The organism is Streptomyces avermitilis MA-4680 = NBRC 14893, from assembly GCF_000009765.2.
In the GTDB taxonomy this organism is placed as follows: Bacteria; Actinomycetota; Actinomycetes; order Streptomycetales; family Streptomycetaceae; genus Streptomyces; species Streptomyces avermitilis.
The window spans coordinates 5,336,885-5,354,548 of record NC_003155.5 but is presented as its reverse complement, the minus strand read 5'-3'; the positions used below and the strand labels follow the sequence as shown (position 1 = coordinate 5,354,548).

Annotated in this window: 15 protein-coding genes; 4 read left to right on the top strand and 11 right to left on the bottom strand. The window is 72.3% G+C overall.

Annotated elements, in window-relative coordinates; genetic code table 11:
- Positions 1 to 108 precede the first annotated feature (108 nt).
- Entirely contained in the window at positions 109 to 1,113 is a 1,005-nt protein-coding gene (locus SAVERM_RS22610; protein ID WP_171033167.1) for a phosphotransferase, read from the top strand.
- Between the two features lie 204 nt (positions 1,114 to 1,317).
- On the opposite strand, the gene SAVERM_RS22605 is transcribed toward SAVERM_RS22610, so the two are convergent.
- Positions 1,318 to 2,874, bottom strand: a complete 1,557-nt coding sequence (locus tag SAVERM_RS22605; RefSeq protein WP_037647758.1) for a protein kinase domain-containing protein — start codon at positions 2,872 to 2,874, stop codon at positions 1,318 to 1,320.
- Between the two features lie 318 nt (positions 2,875 to 3,192).
- On the opposite strand from SAVERM_RS22605, the gene SAVERM_RS22600 reads away from it, so the two are divergent.
- The gene (locus SAVERM_RS22600) at positions 3,193 to 4,845 is read left to right on the top strand and encodes a protein kinase domain-containing protein (protein ID WP_010985796.1); all 1,653 of its coding nucleotides are present in this window, start codon (positions 3,193 to 3,195) and stop codon (positions 4,843 to 4,845) included.
- A 171-nt stretch (positions 4,846 to 5,016) separates the two neighbouring features.
- On the opposite strand, the gene SAVERM_RS22595 is transcribed toward SAVERM_RS22600, so the two are convergent.
- Complete coding sequence (locus tag SAVERM_RS22595) at positions 5,017 to 5,562, bottom strand: bacterial proteasome activator family protein (RefSeq protein WP_010985795.1); 546 nt, start codon at positions 5,560 to 5,562, stop codon at positions 5,017 to 5,019.
- A 210-nt stretch (positions 5,563 to 5,772) separates the two neighbouring features.
- Here SAVERM_RS22595 and SAVERM_RS43095 point away from each other — a divergent pair, with 210 nt between their 5' ends.
- On the top strand, positions 5,773 to 6,588 hold the full coding sequence (locus tag SAVERM_RS43095; RefSeq protein WP_137951695.1) for a hypothetical protein: 816 nt from the start codon (positions 5,773 to 5,775) through the stop codon (positions 6,586 to 6,588).
- Between the two features lie 28 nt (positions 6,589 to 6,616).
- Here the strand turns inward: SAVERM_RS43095 and SAVERM_RS22585 are convergent, their stop codons facing one another.
- The 7 genes from SAVERM_RS22585 to pdhA form a co-directional block, all read right to left on the bottom strand.
- A complete protein-coding gene (locus tag SAVERM_RS22585; RefSeq protein WP_010985793.1) occupies positions 6,617 to 7,597 on the bottom strand; it encodes an NAD(P)H-quinone oxidoreductase in 981 nt (326 codons plus the stop codon).
- Positions 7,598 to 7,681: 84 nt separating this feature from the next.
- The gene (locus SAVERM_RS22580; protein WP_037647755.1) at positions 7,682 to 8,779 is read right to left on the bottom strand and encodes a potassium channel family protein; all 1,098 of its coding nucleotides are present in this window, start codon (positions 8,777 to 8,779) and stop codon (positions 7,682 to 7,684) included.
- Complete coding sequence (locus tag SAVERM_RS22575; RefSeq protein ID WP_370628359.1) at positions 8,776 to 10,221, bottom strand: molybdopterin molybdotransferase MoeA; 1,446 nt, start codon at positions 10,219 to 10,221, stop codon at positions 8,776 to 8,778. The genes SAVERM_RS22580 and SAVERM_RS22575 overlap by 4 nt, the downstream gene beginning before the upstream one ends.
- A gap of 11 nt (positions 10,222 to 10,232) precedes the next feature.
- The gene (locus SAVERM_RS22570) at positions 10,233 to 11,120 is read right to left on the bottom strand and encodes an NTP transferase domain-containing protein (protein ID WP_010985790.1); all 888 of its coding nucleotides are present in this window, start codon (positions 11,118 to 11,120) and stop codon (positions 10,233 to 10,235) included.
- Positions 11,121 to 11,195: 75 nt separating this feature from the next.
- Positions 11,196 to 12,563: a dihydrolipoamide acetyltransferase family protein gene (locus tag SAVERM_RS22565; protein WP_010985789.1), complete on the bottom strand. Its 1,368-nt coding sequence runs from the start codon at positions 12,561 to 12,563 to the stop codon at positions 11,196 to 11,198.
- Positions 12,563 to 13,567, bottom strand: coding sequence for an alpha-ketoacid dehydrogenase subunit beta (locus SAVERM_RS22560; RefSeq protein ID WP_010985788.1), 1,005 nt, complete (start codon positions 13,565 to 13,567; stop codon positions 12,563 to 12,565). Before SAVERM_RS22560 ends, SAVERM_RS22565 begins: the two co-directional genes overlap by 1 nt.
- A 73-nt stretch (positions 13,568 to 13,640) precedes the next feature.
- Entirely contained in the window at positions 13,641 to 14,786 is a 1,146-nt protein-coding gene (gene pdhA / locus SAVERM_RS22555; protein WP_010985787.1) for a pyruvate dehydrogenase (acetyl-transferring) E1 component subunit alpha, read from the bottom strand.
- Positions 14,787 to 14,960: 174 nt separating this feature from the next.
- Here pdhA and SAVERM_RS22550 point away from each other — a divergent pair, with 174 nt between their 5' ends.
- Complete coding sequence (locus tag SAVERM_RS22550; RefSeq protein WP_237528869.1) at positions 14,961 to 15,461, top strand: Lrp/AsnC family transcriptional regulator; 501 nt, start codon at positions 14,961 to 14,963, stop codon at positions 15,459 to 15,461.
- Between the two features lie 2 nt (positions 15,462 to 15,463).
- Here SAVERM_RS22550 and SAVERM_RS22545 read toward each other — a convergent pair whose 3' ends face one another.
- Both SAVERM_RS22545 and SAVERM_RS22540 read right to left on the bottom strand, forming a co-directional pair.
- Positions 15,464 to 16,054, bottom strand: coding sequence for a TetR/AcrR family transcriptional regulator (locus tag SAVERM_RS22545; protein WP_010985785.1), 591 nt, complete (start codon positions 16,052 to 16,054; stop codon positions 15,464 to 15,466).
- On the bottom strand, positions 16,051 to 17,565 hold the full coding sequence (locus SAVERM_RS22540; protein ID WP_010985784.1) for a 3-hydroxyacyl-CoA dehydrogenase: 1,515 nt from the start codon (positions 17,563 to 17,565) through the stop codon (positions 16,051 to 16,053). The genes SAVERM_RS22545 and SAVERM_RS22540 overlap by 4 nt, the downstream gene beginning before the upstream one ends.
- Positions 17,566 to 17,664: the final 99 nt, after the last annotated feature.

Below are 17,664 nucleotides of genomic sequence, written 5' to 3'. Positions count from 1 at the left end.
GAAAATGACTGCCTGTGACAAGGCCCAGCTCAAGGGCCTGTCCGGTGCCCTAGCATCTGGCGCGTGCCGCGCCCATCTGTACCACTGCCTGTGCTTCACGCGCCCCCTGTGTCCCACGCACCCCCTCTGGGCACCCTCCTCCGCCAGTACGCCGCCGGGTCCGCGCTCACCTGCGTCCCCGTGGATCAGGGGCTGCTCAACCGCGGCTACCGGGTCGCCACGACCCGTGGCCGCTACTTCCTCAAGCACCACTTCGACCCCGAGACCGCCGACCCGGCCGCGATCGCCCGTCAGCACCGGGCCACCCAGCGCCTGGCGGACCTCGGCGTACCAGTGGCACCGCCACTGGCCGGCAACGACGGGCGCACGGTCGCGGTCGTCGGCGGCCACGCGTACGCCCTGCACCCGTGGATCGACGGACGGCACCGGCACGGCGGCCAGCTCACGGCCGAGCAGTGCGGGCGGCTGGGGGCGCTGCTGGGCGTGGTGCACGCGAGCCTGGAACGGGTGATGCCGGCGCAGGGCCGGGCACCCGCCGAGCCGGCCGAGAGCGCCGACCCCGCCGACACCTTCACACTCATCGACGATCTCCTCGGCCGCGTACGCCGCCACCGGCCCTCGGACGCCTTCGACGAACTGGCCCGGCACCGGCTTCTCGAACGGCGCGCGCTGCTGGAGCAGCACGCGGACCGACGGCCGCCGCGGGGCGGCTCGGTGGGGTGGGTGCACGGCGACTTCCACCCGTTCAACCTGCTCTACAAGGGGGACGCGCCGGCCGCCATCGTGGACTGGGACCGGCTCGGCGTACAGCCCCGCGCGGAGGAGGCGGTACGGGCCGCGGTGATCTTCTTCGTACGTCCCGTCGGCACGCTCGACCTCCCCAAGGCACGGGCCTACGCGCGCGCGTACCGCCGTACCGCGGACGCCAAGCCCTCCGAGCTCGCGGCCGCCGTGCACCGCGTGTGGTGGGAGCGCCTCAACGACTTCTGGATGCTGCGCTGGCACTACGAACGCGGCGACACCCGGGCCGACTCCCAGTTCCCGGCCGCCTCGGCGCTGGCGGTGTGGTGGACGCGGGAGTACGACGCGGTGTGCGAGGCCTTCAGCGGCTGAACGGCGCGCGGTACCGGGCCGGGGCGGTGAGAGGGGCGGAAACGCCACGCGCGCGTGGCGCCCGTTTTCGGGGCGCACGCGCGCGTGAAGGGTGTTCTTGTCGGGAGGGCCGCTGTCGGCGGCCCGTCCGGGCAGGCCGGTCGAAGGTCCCATCCGGGCAGGCCGGTCGAAGGTCCCGACCGGGCAGACCGGTCTGACGAACCGTCAGGGGCCCGCCGTGTCGCCCTCGCCGTCGCCCCCGCCGTCCGTCTCGGCCGGGTCGGACGCGTCGCCGGACGGCGTCACCGGATCGGTCGACGGCGTCGGCTTCGTCGGCGTCGTGTCCGTCGGCTCGTTGGACGGCTCCGTCGGCTCGTCGGACGGCTGGCTGCTGTAGCTATGCGACTGCTCGTACGACGGCGTTGGGTAGTCCGGGTCGGATCCCGTGCCGGTGTTGTCGTCCGTGGAGTCGTCGCTCGCCTCGTCGCTGGGCGCCTTGCTGGACTCCTTGTCCTTGCTGGAATGCGAGGCGGTCGGCGACTTCGTCGTATCGGTCCCGGTGCCGCTGCCGCCGGTGTTGTTCAGTGCCAGCGCGACGCCCGCCGCGACAGCGATCACCGCGAGCACCGCGAGGATCCACAACTTGCCACGGCCGGTGCCCCTGTTGCCGTGCCCCTCGAAGCCGCCGTCGTCCCCGCCGCCGTACGCGGGCAGGATCGGCTGCGGGATCTGCGAGGTGCCGGAGTCGCTGGGGTGCGGCAGCACGGTCGTGTTGGCGAAGCCGGCCGCCGGAGTGTGCCGCCCCTCGTGCACGGCCACCGGGCCGGTGTTCCAGGTCCCGGTGTGGCCGCCCTGGTCGTACAGCATCTGCAGGCCGTACTGGACCAGCCCGCGCATCTCCTCGGCGGTCTGGAACCGGTCGTCGGGATCCTTCGCGAGCGAGCGCATCACGAGTCCGTCGAGCTCCGGCGGCGCCCCTTCCGCGACCTCGGACGGGGGCACCGGGATGTCCTGCACGTGCTGGTAGACCACGGACAGCGGGGTCTCACCGGTGAACGGGGGCCGCAGCGCGAGGAGTTCGTAGAGCAGGCAACCGGTCGCGTACAGGTCGCTGCGGTGGTCGACCGCCTTTCCGAGCGCCTGCTCGGGCGACAGGTACTGCGGCGTGCCCATGACCATGCCGGTCTGCGTCATCGTCGACTGCGCGCCGTGCAGGGCGCGCGCGATGCCGAAGTCCATGACCTTCACGGCACCGTTGTGCGTGATGATGACGTTGGCCGGCTTGATGTCGCGGTGCACGATGCCGTGCTGGTGCGAGTAGGCCAGCGCCTCCAGCACCCCGGAGACGATGATCAACGCCTGCTCGGGCCCCGGGGCCTCGGCGTTGAGCAGCAGGTCGCGGATGGTGCGGCCCTCGACCAGCTCCATCACGATGTACGGGACGGTGGAGTGCCCGACGACGTCCTCGCCGGAGTCGTACACGGCGACGACCGCATGGTGGTTGAGCCCGGCCACCGACTGGGCCTCGCGCGTGAAGCGGGCCTTGGAGACCGGGTCCTCGGCCAGGTCGGAGCGCAGGAGCTTGACCGCGACGGTGCGCCCGAGGCGCACGTCCTCAGCCGCGAACACCTCGGCCATGCCGCCCCGGCCGAGTCTGCCCGTCAGCCGGTACCGGCCGTCCCCGACCAGTCCGCCGTTGCCCCACATCTCCGGCGCATCTGACATACCGCCGCCAGTCGCCTCGGGGTCGGACGGGCCCTGGGCGCGCTGCGTCTGTGCCATCAGTCCTCGCCGTCGTTTCTGCCCGCGGTCTGCGCGGTGGTTGTTACGGTCTCCGTCGGGCCACGCTACAGGCTCCGCGCAAGGCTCCGGCCCGAGATGGAATCGAGATGGACCGGTCATCAAACCCTTCGCGGGTCCCGGGGTGCAAATCCTGTGTACCGCCCGTACAGCCCCTGTAACTCTTCCGCGACGCTTCTTTCGCGTACGGTCACGGAACGGGCACCGAGCTTGACGTGTCAGTGGCCTCGGGCAGACTTGGCGGGAATAAGCCAATCGATCACCGAATGCTGATCGTCGCGCCGATGGGGGACGCAGAACATGAGCCAGGACGGCGCACAGGGCCGGTACGCGGGCCGAGCGGTCGCCGGCGGCCGCTACCAGCTGCGCGACTTGCTCGGCGAGGGCGGCATGGCCTCGGTGCATCTCGCATACGACTCGGTGCTCGACCGCCAGGTCGCGATCAAGACACTGCACACCGAGCTGGGACGCGAGCAGGCCTTCCGGGAGCGATTCCGGCGCGAGGCCCAGTCGGTGGCGAAGCTCACGCACACGAACATCGTCTCGGTCTTCGACACCGGCGAGGACAGCCTCGACGGACTGACGACCCCGTACATCGTCATGGAGTACATCGAGGGCAAGCCGCTCGGCTCGGTCCTCGACGCGGACATCCAGCAGCACGGCGCGATGCCGGCCGACAAGGCGCTGAAGATCACCGCGGACGTGCTGGCCGCCCTGGAGATCAGCCACGAGATGGGCCTGGTCCACCGGGACATCAAGCCGGGCAACGTGATGATGACGAAGCGGAACGTCGTCAAGGTGATGGACTTCGGCATCGCCCGCGCCATGCAGTCCGGTGTCACATCGATGACGCAGACCGGCATGGTGGTCGGCACCCCGCAGTACCTGTCGCCGGAGCAGGCGCTGGGCCGGGGTGTGGACGCCCGCAGCGACCTGTACTCCGTGGGCATCATGCTGTTCCAGCTGGTCACCGGGCGGCTGCCGTTCGAGGCGGACTCGCCGCTGGCCATCGCGTACGCGCATGTGCAGGAGGAGCCCGTGGCTCCTTCGTCGGTCAACCGCTCACTGCCGCCGGCCGTCGACGCCCTGGTCGCCCGCGCGCTGAAGAAGAACCCGAACGAGCGTTTCCCCAGCGCCGAGATCATGCGCGACGAGTGCCTGCGCGTGGCCCAGTCGTTCCAGGCCGCCGCGCCCAGCATCGTCCCCGGCGCGCAGACGCCGAGCGGCGCCGGTGTCGGCTCCGCGGTGTTCCCGCCGATCGACCAGTCGACGCCCGCCCCGACGGGCCCGGTGCAGACGCCGTACCAGCCGGGTCCGTACGGTCCGGCGACGCCCGCCCCCGCACCGTCCTACGGCTACCCGCAGCAGGGCGGCTACCAGACACCTCCGCAGACCTCGGCGTACGCGCCCCAGCAGTCCACGGCCTACTCGGCGCAGCAGGGCACGTCGACTCCGCCGCCGTACAACCTCTCGCCGCACTCGACGGCATCCGCCTCGGGCGGTTCGGGCGGCGGAAAGAGCAACAAGGCGGTGATCATCGGCTCGATCGTGGTCGCGCTGCTCGCGATCGGCGGCCTGACCACGGCGCTGACGCTGAACGGCGACGACGACAAGGGCGGCGGTGACGCCGGCTCATCGGCGTCACCGACCGTGGTCGAGGGGCACAAGGACCCGGACACGACCAAGACGATGGAAACGACCGAGTGCACGGAGCCGGACGAGTCGTACAACGACCCGGACAAGATCAAGATCCCGGACTTCACGTTCAAGAACATCGACTCGGTGAAGAAGTGCCTCCAGGCGGCCGGCTGGCCCTACGACCCCAAGAAGGTCGACGAGAACACCTTCGGCGAGGGGACGGTCATGGAGCAGTACCCCGCGGCCGGCGACGATGTCGACCCCAAGGACATGCCCGACATCGTCCTGAAGATCTCGACGGGCGACCCGGCGTGAGCCGTTGCTAAGCAGCCCCTCCGAACTCCGCTCGGAACGCCGCTCGGAACGCCGTTCCTGAGCAGCGCTCGTGAGCAGCGTGTCCCTGGTCATGCGAAAGGGCCCGGCACTGGTGTGCCGGGCCCTTTCGCATGTCCCGTCGGGTGCGGGCCCGTCGTGCGGGCCCGCGGGTTACAGGTAGGGCCCGCCCGAACGGCCGCCCGCCCTCAGGTCGTCGCCGTCGCCCTCGGGGCCACCGACGCCCGGCGGAAGGGCGCGTCGCATCTGCTCCAACTGAGCCCGGGCCGCCATCTGCTGGGCGAACAGGGTCGTCTGGATCCCGTGGAACAGTCCCTCCAGCCAGCCCACCAACTGCGCCTGCGCGATGCGGAGTTCCGCGTCGCTGGGGGTCGCTTCGTCCGTGAAGGGCAGGGAAAGCCGCTCCAGCTCCTCGACGAGCTCGGGGGCGAGCCCGTCCTCCAGCTCCTTGACCGAGCTGGAGTGGATCTCCTTGAGGCGCTGCCGGCTGGCCTCGTCCAGAGGAGCCGCGCGCACTTCCTCCAACAGTTGCTTGATCATGCTTCCGATGCGCATGACCTTGGCAGGTTGTTCGACCATCTCTGTCACCGGGACCTCGCGGGAGCCCTCGTCCCCGGCGCCACCGAGAGCCATTCCGTCCTGGCCCACGACCAGGATCTGGGGGTTCTCCGGCGACCTTTCGTTCCTCGGCATCTCCATGCCGCCATTCTCTCCCATCCATGCACCTCCTCACCCTGGTGCCCCCGGTAATGGGGGATCCCCGTGCACGGAGAGGCGGCGCGCGTCAGACGCCGGACACGGCCCGGTCATCCGGGGCGGCGGCCGGATCGCCGAGATGCCGGAGGCGGCGGCCCGTGTGACCCTGGGGGCGTTGATCTTGGTGCCCGAGTACGGGAGGGGGTCACGCACGTGACTCCGAGGACGCGCACGACGCGCACACTCCGCACGGCCGTACGCCCGCTGCTTCTGTCGACGGGCGCGGCCCTCGCCGTGTACGCCACCACCACCGCGTACGTCACTCCGCCAGCCTACGCCGCGGCGGTCCGGTACGCGCTCACTCCCGCGTCCCCCGCGGCGGTCCGGTACGCCCCGGCGCACCCGTCAGCCGCGGCGGTCCCGTACGCTCCGGCGCAGCCGTCGACCGCGGCCGCTCCGTCCCCCCTGCCGCCGTCCTCCCTCGCGGTCGCCACGGCTTCCTCACCCCCCGCGGCCCCCACCGCCGCGGCGCCCTCTCGTCTCGCGCCCGCCGAGCAGGCAGACCAAGCCGATCCCGCCGAGCCGGCCGATCCCGCCGCGGCCGCAACACGGCCTGTTCCCTCCCGGGACGCCGCCACGCCCTCCCGGGGGGCCGTCGGTGCCCCCGGTCGCCCCACCCCCGACCCCTCTCGTGCAGGGAGCCAGGCCGGGGAGGGGCGGATGCGGCCCGGGCGGGCGGACGACGGGTCGGAGAGCGAGGACGCGGAGCCCACGTACACGGACCGGGACCCCGCCGACGGCGACGCCGAGGAATCGGGCGTCGACCCCGGCGCGTCCGTGCGGCCGGAGGTCACCGACGCCCCGCAACCCTCACAGCACGCCGCGGCCACCCCGCCCCAGAGCGTCGTACGCCCGGGCGAGCGCACCCCGAAGCCCGTGCTCGAGGTTCTGCCCCTCGGCAGCGGTCTGATCCTCATGGGCCTCGGCCTGGGACTCGCCTTCCTGGCCCTGCGCGTACGACGCGGCTGAGACCAGTCGCTCGAGCGGTGCCCCGGGGTTACGGGACCACCAGCAGCACCTTCCCGATGTGCCCGCTCTCCTCCAGCACCCGGTGGGCCGTCGCCGCGTCGCTCATCGGAAGTTCGCGGTCGACGATCGGGCGGACCCGGCCGGAGGCGATCAGCGGCCAGACGTGTTCCCGGGCGGCCGCCACGATCGCCGCCTTCTCGCCCAACGGGCGGGCCCGCAGCGATGTGGCGGTGACCGCGCCCCGCTTGTGGAGCAGGGCGCCGATGTTCAGCTCGCCCTTCGCCCCGCCCTGCATGCCGATGATCGCCAGCCGTCCGTTGACGGCGAGGGCGTCCACGTTCCGGCCGAGATACTTGGCACCCATGTTGTCGAGGATGACGTCCGCACCCGCCCCGTCGGTGGCCCGGCGGACCTCCTCGACGAAGTCCTGCTCGCGGTAGTTGACGAGGACGTCCGCGCCCAGCTCGGCACAGAAGTCCAGCTTCTCCTTGGTGCCCGCCGTCACCGCGACCTTCGCGCCGACCGCCTTCGCCAGCTGGATCGCCATCGTGCCGATACCGCTGGAGCCACCGTGTACGAGCAGCGTCTCGCCGGGGCGCAGATGGGCCACCATGAAGACGTTCGACCAGACGGTGCAGGTCACCTCGGGCAGCGCGGCCGCCTGCCGCAGGCCGATGCCTTCGGGCACGGGCAGCAGTTGTCCGGCCGGAACGGCGACCTTCTCGGCGTAGCCGCCGCCCGCGAGCAGCGCGCACACCTCGTCGCCGACGGCCCACCCCGAGACACCCGGCCCGAGCGCGGCGATGCGCCCCGAGCACTCGAGTCCGGGATAGGGGGACGCACCGGGCGGCGGGGCGTAGAAGCCCTGCCGTTGCAGCAGATCGGCGCGGTTGACGGCGCTGGCCACCACCTCGACCAGGACTTCACCCTCGCCGGGCTCGGGATCGGGGACCTCGGTCCACACCAGCGCCTCTGGCCCACCGGGTTCGGGAATCGTGATCGCGTACATGAGGGGGACGCTACTCCTCGGTGCTTCTCGGCACTGCTCGGGTGGACACACGCACGGCCGGCCCGCCGTGCCCCTTCCCGTCCGCTAGTCCCGCGGCAGCGGTCGGGTGTCGGGCGTGGCCTTTGTGGCGGGCGAGGCCCGCACGATCGTGATCAGCCGGTCCGTCAACTGCAAGGTGCCGATCGCCGGATCGTCGTATCCGAGCACCCGGTGACCGCGTACGACGCTCACCACCAGGTCGCCCGTCTCGCGCACGCCCTTGCCCACCTCGGCCTTTATGACGGGCCTTTCGACCATGTCGAGCCCGCTGCCCTGCTGGATGAGGTCCTCCATGACCATGCCGGCGCTGGGGCTGAGCACGGAGAGCCCGAGCAGTCGCCCGGCCGCGCTGGCGCTGGTGATGACGGCGTCGGCGCCGGACTGCCGCAGCAGCGGCGCGTTCTCCTCCTCGCGCACGGCGGCCACGATCTTCGCCCCGCGGTTGAGCTGACGGGCGGTCAGGGTGACGAGGACGGCCGTGTCGTCCCGCTGCGTCGCGATGATGATCTGGCGCGCCCGCTGCACCTCGGCCCGTAGCAGCACATCGCTGCGCGTGGCGTCCCCGACGACTCCGGCGTACCCCTCGGCCGTGGCCGCGTCGACTACCCTGGAGCTGGGGTCGACGACCACGACCTGCTCCTTCTTCAGCCCCGTCGCGCAGACGGTCTGAATCGCCGAACGCCCCTTGGTCCCGAAGCCGACGACGACAGTGTGGTCTCGCAAGGCCGCCCTCCAGCGGTTCAGGCGCCATTCCTCCCGGGTGCGTTCCGTGAGGACTTCCAGCGTGGTGCCGACCAGGATGATCAGGAACAGCACGCGCAGGGGCGTGATGACGAAGATGTTGGTGAGCCGGGCGCCGTCGCTGACCGGTGTGATGTCGCCGTAGCCGGTGGTGGAGAGAGTGACGGTCGCGTAGTAGAAGGAGTCGAGCAGATCGACCCCGTCGCCCGCGTTGTCGTTGTAGCCGTCGCGGTCGATCCAGACGATGAACGCGGTCGCCGCAAGCACCAGCAGGGCCATCGCCAGCCGTTTGCCGACCTGGCGGATCGGGCGGTCGACGACCTTCCTCGGGAGGTTCACCTGATGGATGACGAGATGTTCGTCCGGCTGGCGGGCGATCGCGTCACGGCCCGGAAGTTTCACGTGAAACACTCCCCGATTCCCGCCCAGGCCCACGGCAGGTCGAGGAGTTCCAGCTCCTGTCCGGGGTGGGCACCGCCGGGCGGGACGACCACGAGCGCGTCGGCCGCCGCGATACCGCGCAGCATGGCGGGACCGTTGTAGTGCAGCGGCACGGCACGGTCGGCTCGTACGACGACGGGAACGAGCCGGGTGTCGTACGGATGGCCGTGGACCGTGTCCCTGAGGGGCAGCGTGTACGGCTCCGGGGCCGCACGGCCCGCGAGGACGCGCAGCAGCGGCTCGGCGAGGGTGAGCAGGCCGGACACGGCCGCGAGGGGGTTGCCGGGCAGGCCGACGAGGTGCTGGTTCTCCCTGGTGCGGGCCAGCAGCATGGGGTGGCCCGGGCGCACCTTGACGCCGTCGACGAGGAGTTCGGCGCCGAGGCGGCGGAGGACGGGATGCACATGGTCGACGGGGCCCGCGGCCGTACCGCCGGTCGTGACGATCAGCTCGGCGTCCGAGCCCTTCACGGCCTGGTACAGGGCCTCGGCGTCGTCGCCCAGCCTGCGCACGGCCACGACCTCGGTGCCGAGCGCGCGCAGCCACGGCGGCAGCATCGGGCCGAGCGCGTCCCGGATCAGGCCGTCCTCGGGCAGGCCGGCGGTCAGCAACTCATCGCCCAGGACGAGGATTTCGACACGCGGGCGGGGCATCGCGGAGAGGGTGTCGTAACCGGCGGCGGCGGCGAGCCCGAGCACGGCGGGGGTCGCCAGTGCGCCGGCCGGGAGCAGCTGGTCACCACTGCGGCACTCCTGGCCGCGCGGCCTGATGTCCTGTCCGTGGACGACCTCGCGGGTGGCGTGCAGCCGTTCCTTGTCGTCCGTGGTGCCGTGCTCGCTGCGCAGTACGGCCGTCGTGTCCTGCGGGACGCGCGCGCCGGTCGCGATGCGGACCGCCTCGCCGTCGCCGAGGGACCTGGGCCCCGCGTGGCCCGCGAGCACCCCTTCGTCGCGTACGTCCCAGGGGCCGGGCCCCGCGACGGCCCAGCCGTCCATGGCCGACGTGTCGAAGGAGGGGAGGTCCGTGAGTGCGGTGAGGGGCGCGGCGAGAACAAGGCCGAGGGCGGCGTCGAGGGGTACGGAGACGGGTGCGCGCCGGGGCACGGAGCGGGCGGCCCGCTCGGCGGTGACGCGGGCCTCCGGCCAGGGGGTGGCCTGGTGCTGGGCGTGGGACGTGGTCCGGGGGGAGGGCGCGGGGGCGGACGGGGTGTCCCGGGCGGGCTCCGGCTCGCGGGAGCCGGGTTCCCGCACCAGCGCGAGGGCCTCTTCGACGTCGAGGTCGTGCTCCTCCTGATGCCGTCCGGCCGGGCGGGCCTCGCGCGGACGGCCCCGGTCGCCGCTGTCGTTGACCACGGCCAGGGCCTCCTCCACGTCGAGTTCCTCGGTGTCCGTGGGACCGGGCATGCCACGCGCGCTCATCCGGCGTCCGGCCCGGCCTCGGCGGCGGCCTCGTCCGCCCAGCGCAGGGCCAGCGCCGCCGCCTTGCGGGCGGCCTCGGCCACGGCCTCCGGACCTCCCCCGGCCTGCGCGGCCGCATATCCGACGAGGAACGTGGTCAGCGGCGCGGCGGGCCGGGCCACACCGTGTGCGGCGTCCCGGGCGAGGTCGAGCAGGATGCCGGTGTCGACGGCGAGGTCGATGCCGAGTTCGTCCTTGACTGCGGAAATCCATTCATCCAACACGTTCCCATGCTCCCTGATCCGTGACCGAGCGGCGGCGATGTCGTCCCAGGTGTCGCAGTCGAAGGACGCGACGGGGTCGGAGACGCGGGTGAGGTCGAGCGCGGCGACCAGCACCCGCAGCGGCAGTCCGGCGAGCGTGCCGTGCCCGGCTGCGAGTTCCGCGAGCTCCCGGCGCAGCGCCGCACTGCGGTAGGCGGCGACGAGCGGCTGGTCCCGCCCGCCGGGGTCGGTGAGCAACACGCCTTCGGTGCCGCTCGCCTGAAGTGTGCTCAGCAGCCGCCGAACCGTCTCCTCGTCCAGGAACGGCAGATCGGCGGAGAGCACCACGACGTACGCCGCCGTGGTCCGCCGCAGTCCGGCGTCGAGTGCGGCGACCGGTCCGGCGCCGGGCGGCTCCTCGCGCGCCCACACCACGGGCCGTGCGGTCGCTCTGGGGTCGGCCACCACCACCGTGGTGGCCGCACCGGCGCAGGCCGCCAGCACCCGGTCGAGCAGCGCCCGGCCGCCGACGCGTACGCCGGGTTTGTCGGCCCCGCCGAGCCGTCGGGCGGCGCCGCCGGCGAGTACGACGGCGTCGTGGGTGACGACGCCGGGCGTCTGCGGCCGCTCGTACTCGGTCATCCCCCGAGTATGGGCGCCCGAAGGATCATTGCCACCCCCGCGCACAGCATGTGGACGGGGATGGCCACTCGGCGGCTACAGGGTGCGCAGCAGCACCGCCGGCTGTTCCACGCAGTCCGCCACGTAGCGCAGGAAACCGCCTGCCGTGCCGCCGTCGCACACCCGGTGGTCGAAGGTGAGCGAGAGCTGGACGACCTGCCGCACCGCCAGCTCGCCCTCGTGCACCCACGGCTTGGGGATGATGCGGCCGACGCCCAGCATGGCCGCCTCGGGGTGGTTGATGATCGGCGTGGAACCGTCGACGCCGAACACCCCGTAGTTGTTCAACGTGAAGGTGCCGCCGGTCAGTTCCCCGGGTGTGAGGGTGCCGGTCCGGGCGGCCTCGGTCAGCCGCGCGAACTCGGCGCTGAGCGACTCGGCGTCCCGCGCGTGCGCGTCCCGCACGACCGGGACGACGAGCCCCCGTTCGGTCTGCGCGGCGAAGCCCAGGTGCACCTGGTCGAGCCGTACGACCTCGCGGGCGTCCATGTCGACGGTGGAGTTGAGCTCGGGGAAGCGGGCCAGTGCGGCGGTGCAGATCCTGGCGAGCAGCGCGATGAGGGAGATCTTCGGGCCGCCGGTCGCGTTCATCGCCACGCGCGCGTGCATGAGTGCCGTGGCGTCGGCGTCCACCCAGCAGGTCGCGTCGGGGATCTCACGCCGGCTGCGGGAGAGTTTGTCGGCGACGGCACCGCGGACCCCTCGGAGGGGGATGCGGGTGCCGCGGGGTGCCGCGGCGGGGGTGGGGGCAGGAGTGGGAGCCGGAGGCATGGTCGGGGTGGGGGCAGGAGTGGGCGCGGCGCGCAGCGCCTGCTCGACGTCCGACCTCAGGATCAGCCCGTCGGGCCCGGAGCCCGCCAGCGCCCGCAGATCCAGGCCGTTCTCCCGGGCGAGCCTGCGGACCAGCGGGGAGATCACGGGCACGGGGCCGTCGCTCCGCTCGGGAGCCGCCACGCGCGTGGCGGCCGCGGCGGCAGTTGCCGTCACCACGGGTGCCGCCTGGCCCGGCCGCACCCTCCGCCGGCGCGCGGGCGCGGCCGACGTGCCGTATCCGACCAGGACGTTGCCGGACGACTCGCCGTCGTCCGATGACACCGAGGACGCGGAGGACGCCGATGTCGCCCCGGACAGCGAGGACGCCGCGGGCACCGAGGACGGAGCTCCGACAGCCACCGTCAACAGCGGTGAGCCCACGGGCAGTTCCGTGCCCTCCTCGCCGAAGCGGGCGGTGACCACGCCCCCGTAGGGGCACGGCACCTCGACCATCGCCTTGGCCGTCTCCACCTCGACGACCGGCTGGTCGATCGCCACGACGTCGCCGACCTGCACCAGCCAGCGGACGATCTCGGCCTCGGTCAGGCCCTCCCCGAGGTCGGGGAGCTTGAACTCGAGCACCTGGGCCATCAGCTCCCCGCCTCCCACTGAAGCCGCCCCACCGCGTCCAGGATCCGGTCGACACCGGGCAGATGATGGCGCTCCAGCATCGGCGGCGGATACGGGATGTCGAACCCGGCGACGCGCAGCACCGGCGCCTCCAGATGGTGGAAGCAGCGCTCGGTGATCCGCGCGGCGATCTCCCCGCCCGGGCCGCCGTAACCACCCGACTCGTGCACGACGACGGCGCGTCCGGTCCGGCGCACCGACGCGCACACCGTCTCGTCGTCGAAGGGCACCAGGGAGCGCAGATCGACGACTTCGAGGTCCCAGCCCTCGGCCCGGGCCGCCTCGGCCGCCTCCAGGCAGACGGGCAGGGAAGGCCCGTACGTGATGAGCGTGGCGCTCCGGCCCGAGCGCCGCACCACCGCGCGGCCTATCGGTTCAACGGTCCCCGGCTCGTCCGGGTTCCAGGAGTCCTTCGACCAGTACAGCCGCTTGGGCTCCAGGAAGACGACCGGGTCGTCGGAGGCGATGGCGGCGCGCAGCAGCCCGTACGCGTCGGCGACCGTGGCGGGCGTGACGACATGGAGCCCCGGAGTCGCCATGTAGTACGCCTCGGAGGAGTCGCTGTGGTGTTCGACTCCGCCGATTCCGCCGCCGTAGGGGACACGGATGGTGATCGGCAGCGGCATCGCCCCGCGGGTGCGGTTGCGCATCCGCGCGACATGGCTGATGAGCTGCTCGAACGCCGGGTACGCGAACGCGTCGAACTGCATCTCGACGACCGGCCGCAGCCCGTACATCGCCATGCCGACGGCCGTGCCGAGGATGCCTGCCTCGGCGAGCGGCGTGTCCGTGCAGCGGTCCTCGCCGAACTCCTTGGCGAGCCCGTCGGTGACCCGGAAGACCCCGCCGAGCGTGCCGACGTCCTCGCCCATCACGTGGACGGCGGGGTCGGCGGCCATGGCGTCACGCAACGCGCGTGTGAGTGCCTGCGCCATGGTGGCCGGCTTGAGGGCAACGGTGGTCATCGCCCGGCTCCTTCCGGCCAAAGGCCAACGGAGGTCATCGGCCCGCTTCTCGGGGCCCGATGGTCAACTCTCTTCATCGGCCGACTCCTTGGGGCCCGTCGGCCTCCGCTGCCAGCTCGGCCCGCAACTGGGCTTCCTGCTCCCGCAGCTGGGGGGTGGGCTCGGCATACACATGGGCGAACAGGTCCATGGGGTCCAGGGCCGGATCCTGGTTCATGCGTGCGCGCAGGTCCGCGGCCATCGCCTCGGCGTCCTCGCGGGCGGCCCGGATGCCGTCCTCGTCGAGCAGCCCGCGTTCGGTCAACTCGTGCTCCAGGAGCGCGATCGGGTCGTGCGCGCGCCAGGCCTCCACCTCGGAGTCCCCCCGGTAGCGCGTCGCGTCGTCGGCGTTGGTGTGGGCGTCGATGCGGTAGGTCACCGCCTCCACGAGCGTCGGCCCCCCTCCCGCGCGCGCGTGGGCCACGGCGTCGCTGAGGACCTCGTGCACGGCCGCCGCGTCGTTGCCGTCGACCAGGCGGCCCGGCATCCCGTAGCCGACGGCCTTGTGGGCCAGCGACGGGGCGGCGGTCTGCTTGGCGAGCGGGACGGAGATGGCGAAGCCGTTGTTCTGCACGAGGAAGACGACCGGCGCCTGCCAGACGGCGGCGAAGTTCAGTGCCTCGTGGAAGTCGCCCTCGCTGGTGCCGCCGTCGCCGACCAGGGCGAGCGCGACCACGTCGTCGCCCTTGAGGCGGGCGGCGTGCGCGAGGCCGACGGCGTGCGGGAGCTGGGTCGCGAGAGGGGTGCACAGGGGCGCGATGCGGTGCTCACGGGGGTCGTACCCGGTGTGCCAGTCGCCGCGCAGGAGGGTGAGCGCCTGGACGGGATCGAGGCCGCGGGCGACGGCGGCGAGGGTGTCCCGGTAGCTGGGGAAGAGCCAGTCGCGCTCCTCCAGCACGAGCGCGGCGGCGACCTCGCAGGCCTCCTGGCCCGTGCTCGACGGGTAGACGGCGAGCCGGCCCTGCTTGGTGAGAGCCGTGGCCTGCGTGTTGTAGCGGCGGCCGCGCACCAGCTCCGCGTACAGGCGGCGCAGCAGTAGCGGGTCGGCCTCCGCGGCCGCCTCGGTGCCCAGGACGCGGTGGGGCAGCGCGTCGGGCAGCAGTGGCGCGGGGTCGGTGCGGGGCTGCCAGGCGGGCGGCGGTGTGGGCCGGTAAGCGCCCCGCTGCTCCATGACCGTCATGACGGCACCTCCTCGTGGGAGCGGCTTTGGGCGCGCCACGGGTGTGAGGCGCCTCACCTACCGATTGTTCGGTCGTCGGCACATTTTGGCTACAGGCACCGTCAGGCTGTGGACAAACGGTTCTCCACAGCCTGGAATGAACGCACTACGTCCATGGTAAGGAGGCCGGAGGACATGGCACCTGAACAAATGGCCGAGGGAGCGGAGCCCGGGGTACCCCTGCCGCCCGCCCGCCCGCTGGACGCCATCGATCAGGACATCCTCCAGATGCTCCAGGCGGACGGCCGCGCCTCGATACGGTCCGTGGCCGAGCGCGCCCACGTGTCGCGTGCCAATGCCTACGCGCGAATCAACCGGCTCATCGACGACGGCGTGATCCGCGGTTTCGGAGCCCGCGTCGACCACGAACGCGCGGGCCAGGGCACCTCCGCGTACATCACCCTCAAGATCGTGCAGAACTCCTGGCGCACGGTCCGCGAGCAGCTGAGGCTGCTCCCCGGCGCCTCCCACATCGCCCTCGTGGGGGGCGATTTCGATGTCCTGCTCCTCGTGCACACGCCGGACAACAAGGCGCTGCGCGAGCTGGTCCTGACCCGGTTGCAGGCCATCCCGGAGGTGCTCAGCACGCGCACGCTGCTGGTGTTCGAGGAGGAGGACCTGGAGCCGGAGGGGTGACCTCAGGCCTCGCTGCGGAGCCCTGAGAAGACCAACCGCACGACCGCGTCGGCCACTTCCCGCTCGCCCATGCCCCGGCCGTCCGGCCGGTACCACTCGACGATCGAGTTGATCATGCCGAAGACGAGCCTGGTCGCGAGCCGGACCTCCACATCGCCGCGTACGTCCCCGTCGTCGGCGGCGGCCTTCAGCAGCTCGGCGACCCGGTGGTCGAAGTCGCGTCGCCGCTCCAGGGCCCAGCGCTCGGTGTCCGTGTTGCCGCGCACCCGCAGCAGCAGCGTCACGTACGGCAGTTCGGCGGTGAGCACCTCGACCATGCGCCGTACGACGTACTCCAGGCGCTCCACGGCACGCCCCACGCGCGCGTGCTCCTCGCCGAGAATCCCGAAGAGGCCGTCGAGCGCCCGGCTGACGGCGCGGCTCAACAGCTCCTCCTTGCCCGCGACGTGGTGGTATATCGACGACTTGGAGATGCCCGCCGCCTTGGAGAGGTGCTCCATGGAGGTGCCGTCGTAGCCCCGCTCGATGAAGACCTGGACGGCGACGGAGAGCAGCGTCTCCGGGGTGTACGTGTCGCGCTTGGCGGTGGTCATGAGGTGCCCTCCCGCTTGTCGGCGGCATGCCCGTGGCGGTACAGCGCGAGAGAGGGCGCATAGCGACCGGAGGGTTCGCGCAGGCTCAGCTCCTCCAGGAGGTCGTGCGCCCAGACCCTGCCCAGCCTGCGGCACCATTCGAAGGGCCCCAGGGGGTAGTTGACGCCCAGGCGCATCGCCGTGTCGATGTCCTCCTCGGTGGCCACTCCCTTGGCGACGGCGTCGTGCGCCAGGTCGACGATGCGGGCCACGGTGCGGGCGACGATCATGCCGGGCACGTCCCCGATGACGCTGACGTCCTTGCCGAGCGCCTGGAACAGCCCGGTCGCCTCGGCGACGGTCGCCGGGGCGGTGTCCTGGGAGGCGGACAGGGCGATGCGGGTCGCCCTGCGGTAGTCGAGCGCCAGGTCGAAGTAGACGACGTCCCGGAACTCGACGGAGGTCTGGCCGTCGGCGAGGACCAGCTGGCCGCCGCTCGGCAGTACCAGCCGCGTGCCGTGGTCCTCCTCGTCCTCGCGGATCTGGATACCCGCCTCGCGGATCAGCGCGAGCAGTTCGGAAGCCGGGCCCAGGTCGCCCTCGACGACGACGTACGCGGGCGCCTGCGCCTTCTCCGCGGTGTGCGGTTCGGGGCGCTCGGCGGCCTCCCCGTAGTCGTACCAGCCCTGCCCCGTCTTGCGGCCGTGCCGGCCCGACTCGACGAGCCGCCGTTGCGCGAGCGAGGGCGTGAAGCGGACGTCCTGGAAGAAGGCCTGCCACACGGAGTGCGTGACGGACTCGTTGACGTCCTGGCCGATGAGGTCGGTCAGTTCGAAGGCGCCCATCCGGAAGCCGCCCGACTCGCGCAGGATCGCGTCGATGGTGGCGGGGTCGGCGGCCTGGGCCTCGTACACCGCGAAGGCCTCGGCGTAGAAGGGCCGCGCGATGCGGTTGACGATGAAGCCGGGGGTGTCGGCGCAGGCGACCGGGGTCTTGCCCCAGGCCCGTGCCGTCTCGTACGCGCGCGTGGCCGAGGTGACGTCGGTGGCGAACCCGGAGACGACCTCGACGAGGGGCAGCAGCGGCGCGGGGTTGAAGAAGTGCAGGCCCACGAAGCGGCCGGGGTTGCGCAGGGCGCCGCCGATGGCCGTGACGGACAGGGACGAGGTGTTGGTGGCGAGCAGGCAGTCGTCCTCGACGACGTCCTCCAGCTCGCGCAGCAGCTGCTGTTTCACGTCGAGCCGCTCCAGGACGGCCTCGACGACGAGGAAGCAGTCCGCGAGGTCGGCGAGGTCGGCGGCGGGCCGCAGGCGGGCCCGTGCCGCGTCCCGGTCGGCCGCGGCTAGGCGGTCCTTCTCGACGAGCCGGTCGAGGCGGGCACCGATCGCGTCGGCCGCTTCCTGAGCGCGGCCGGGAACGGCGTCGTACAGCCGCACGGGGTGGCCCGCGACCAGCGCGACCTGGGCAATGCCCTGGCCCATGGTGCCGGTGCCGACGACGGCCACCGGGCTGCTGAGGTCGAGTGCTGTCATGTGCGCGATCCTCCCGCACGGGGTTTTCCACAGATGCGGCGGACCCCCTTGTCCCGACCGATCGTTCGGTTACTCTAACTCTGTCCGCCTGTTCCTGCC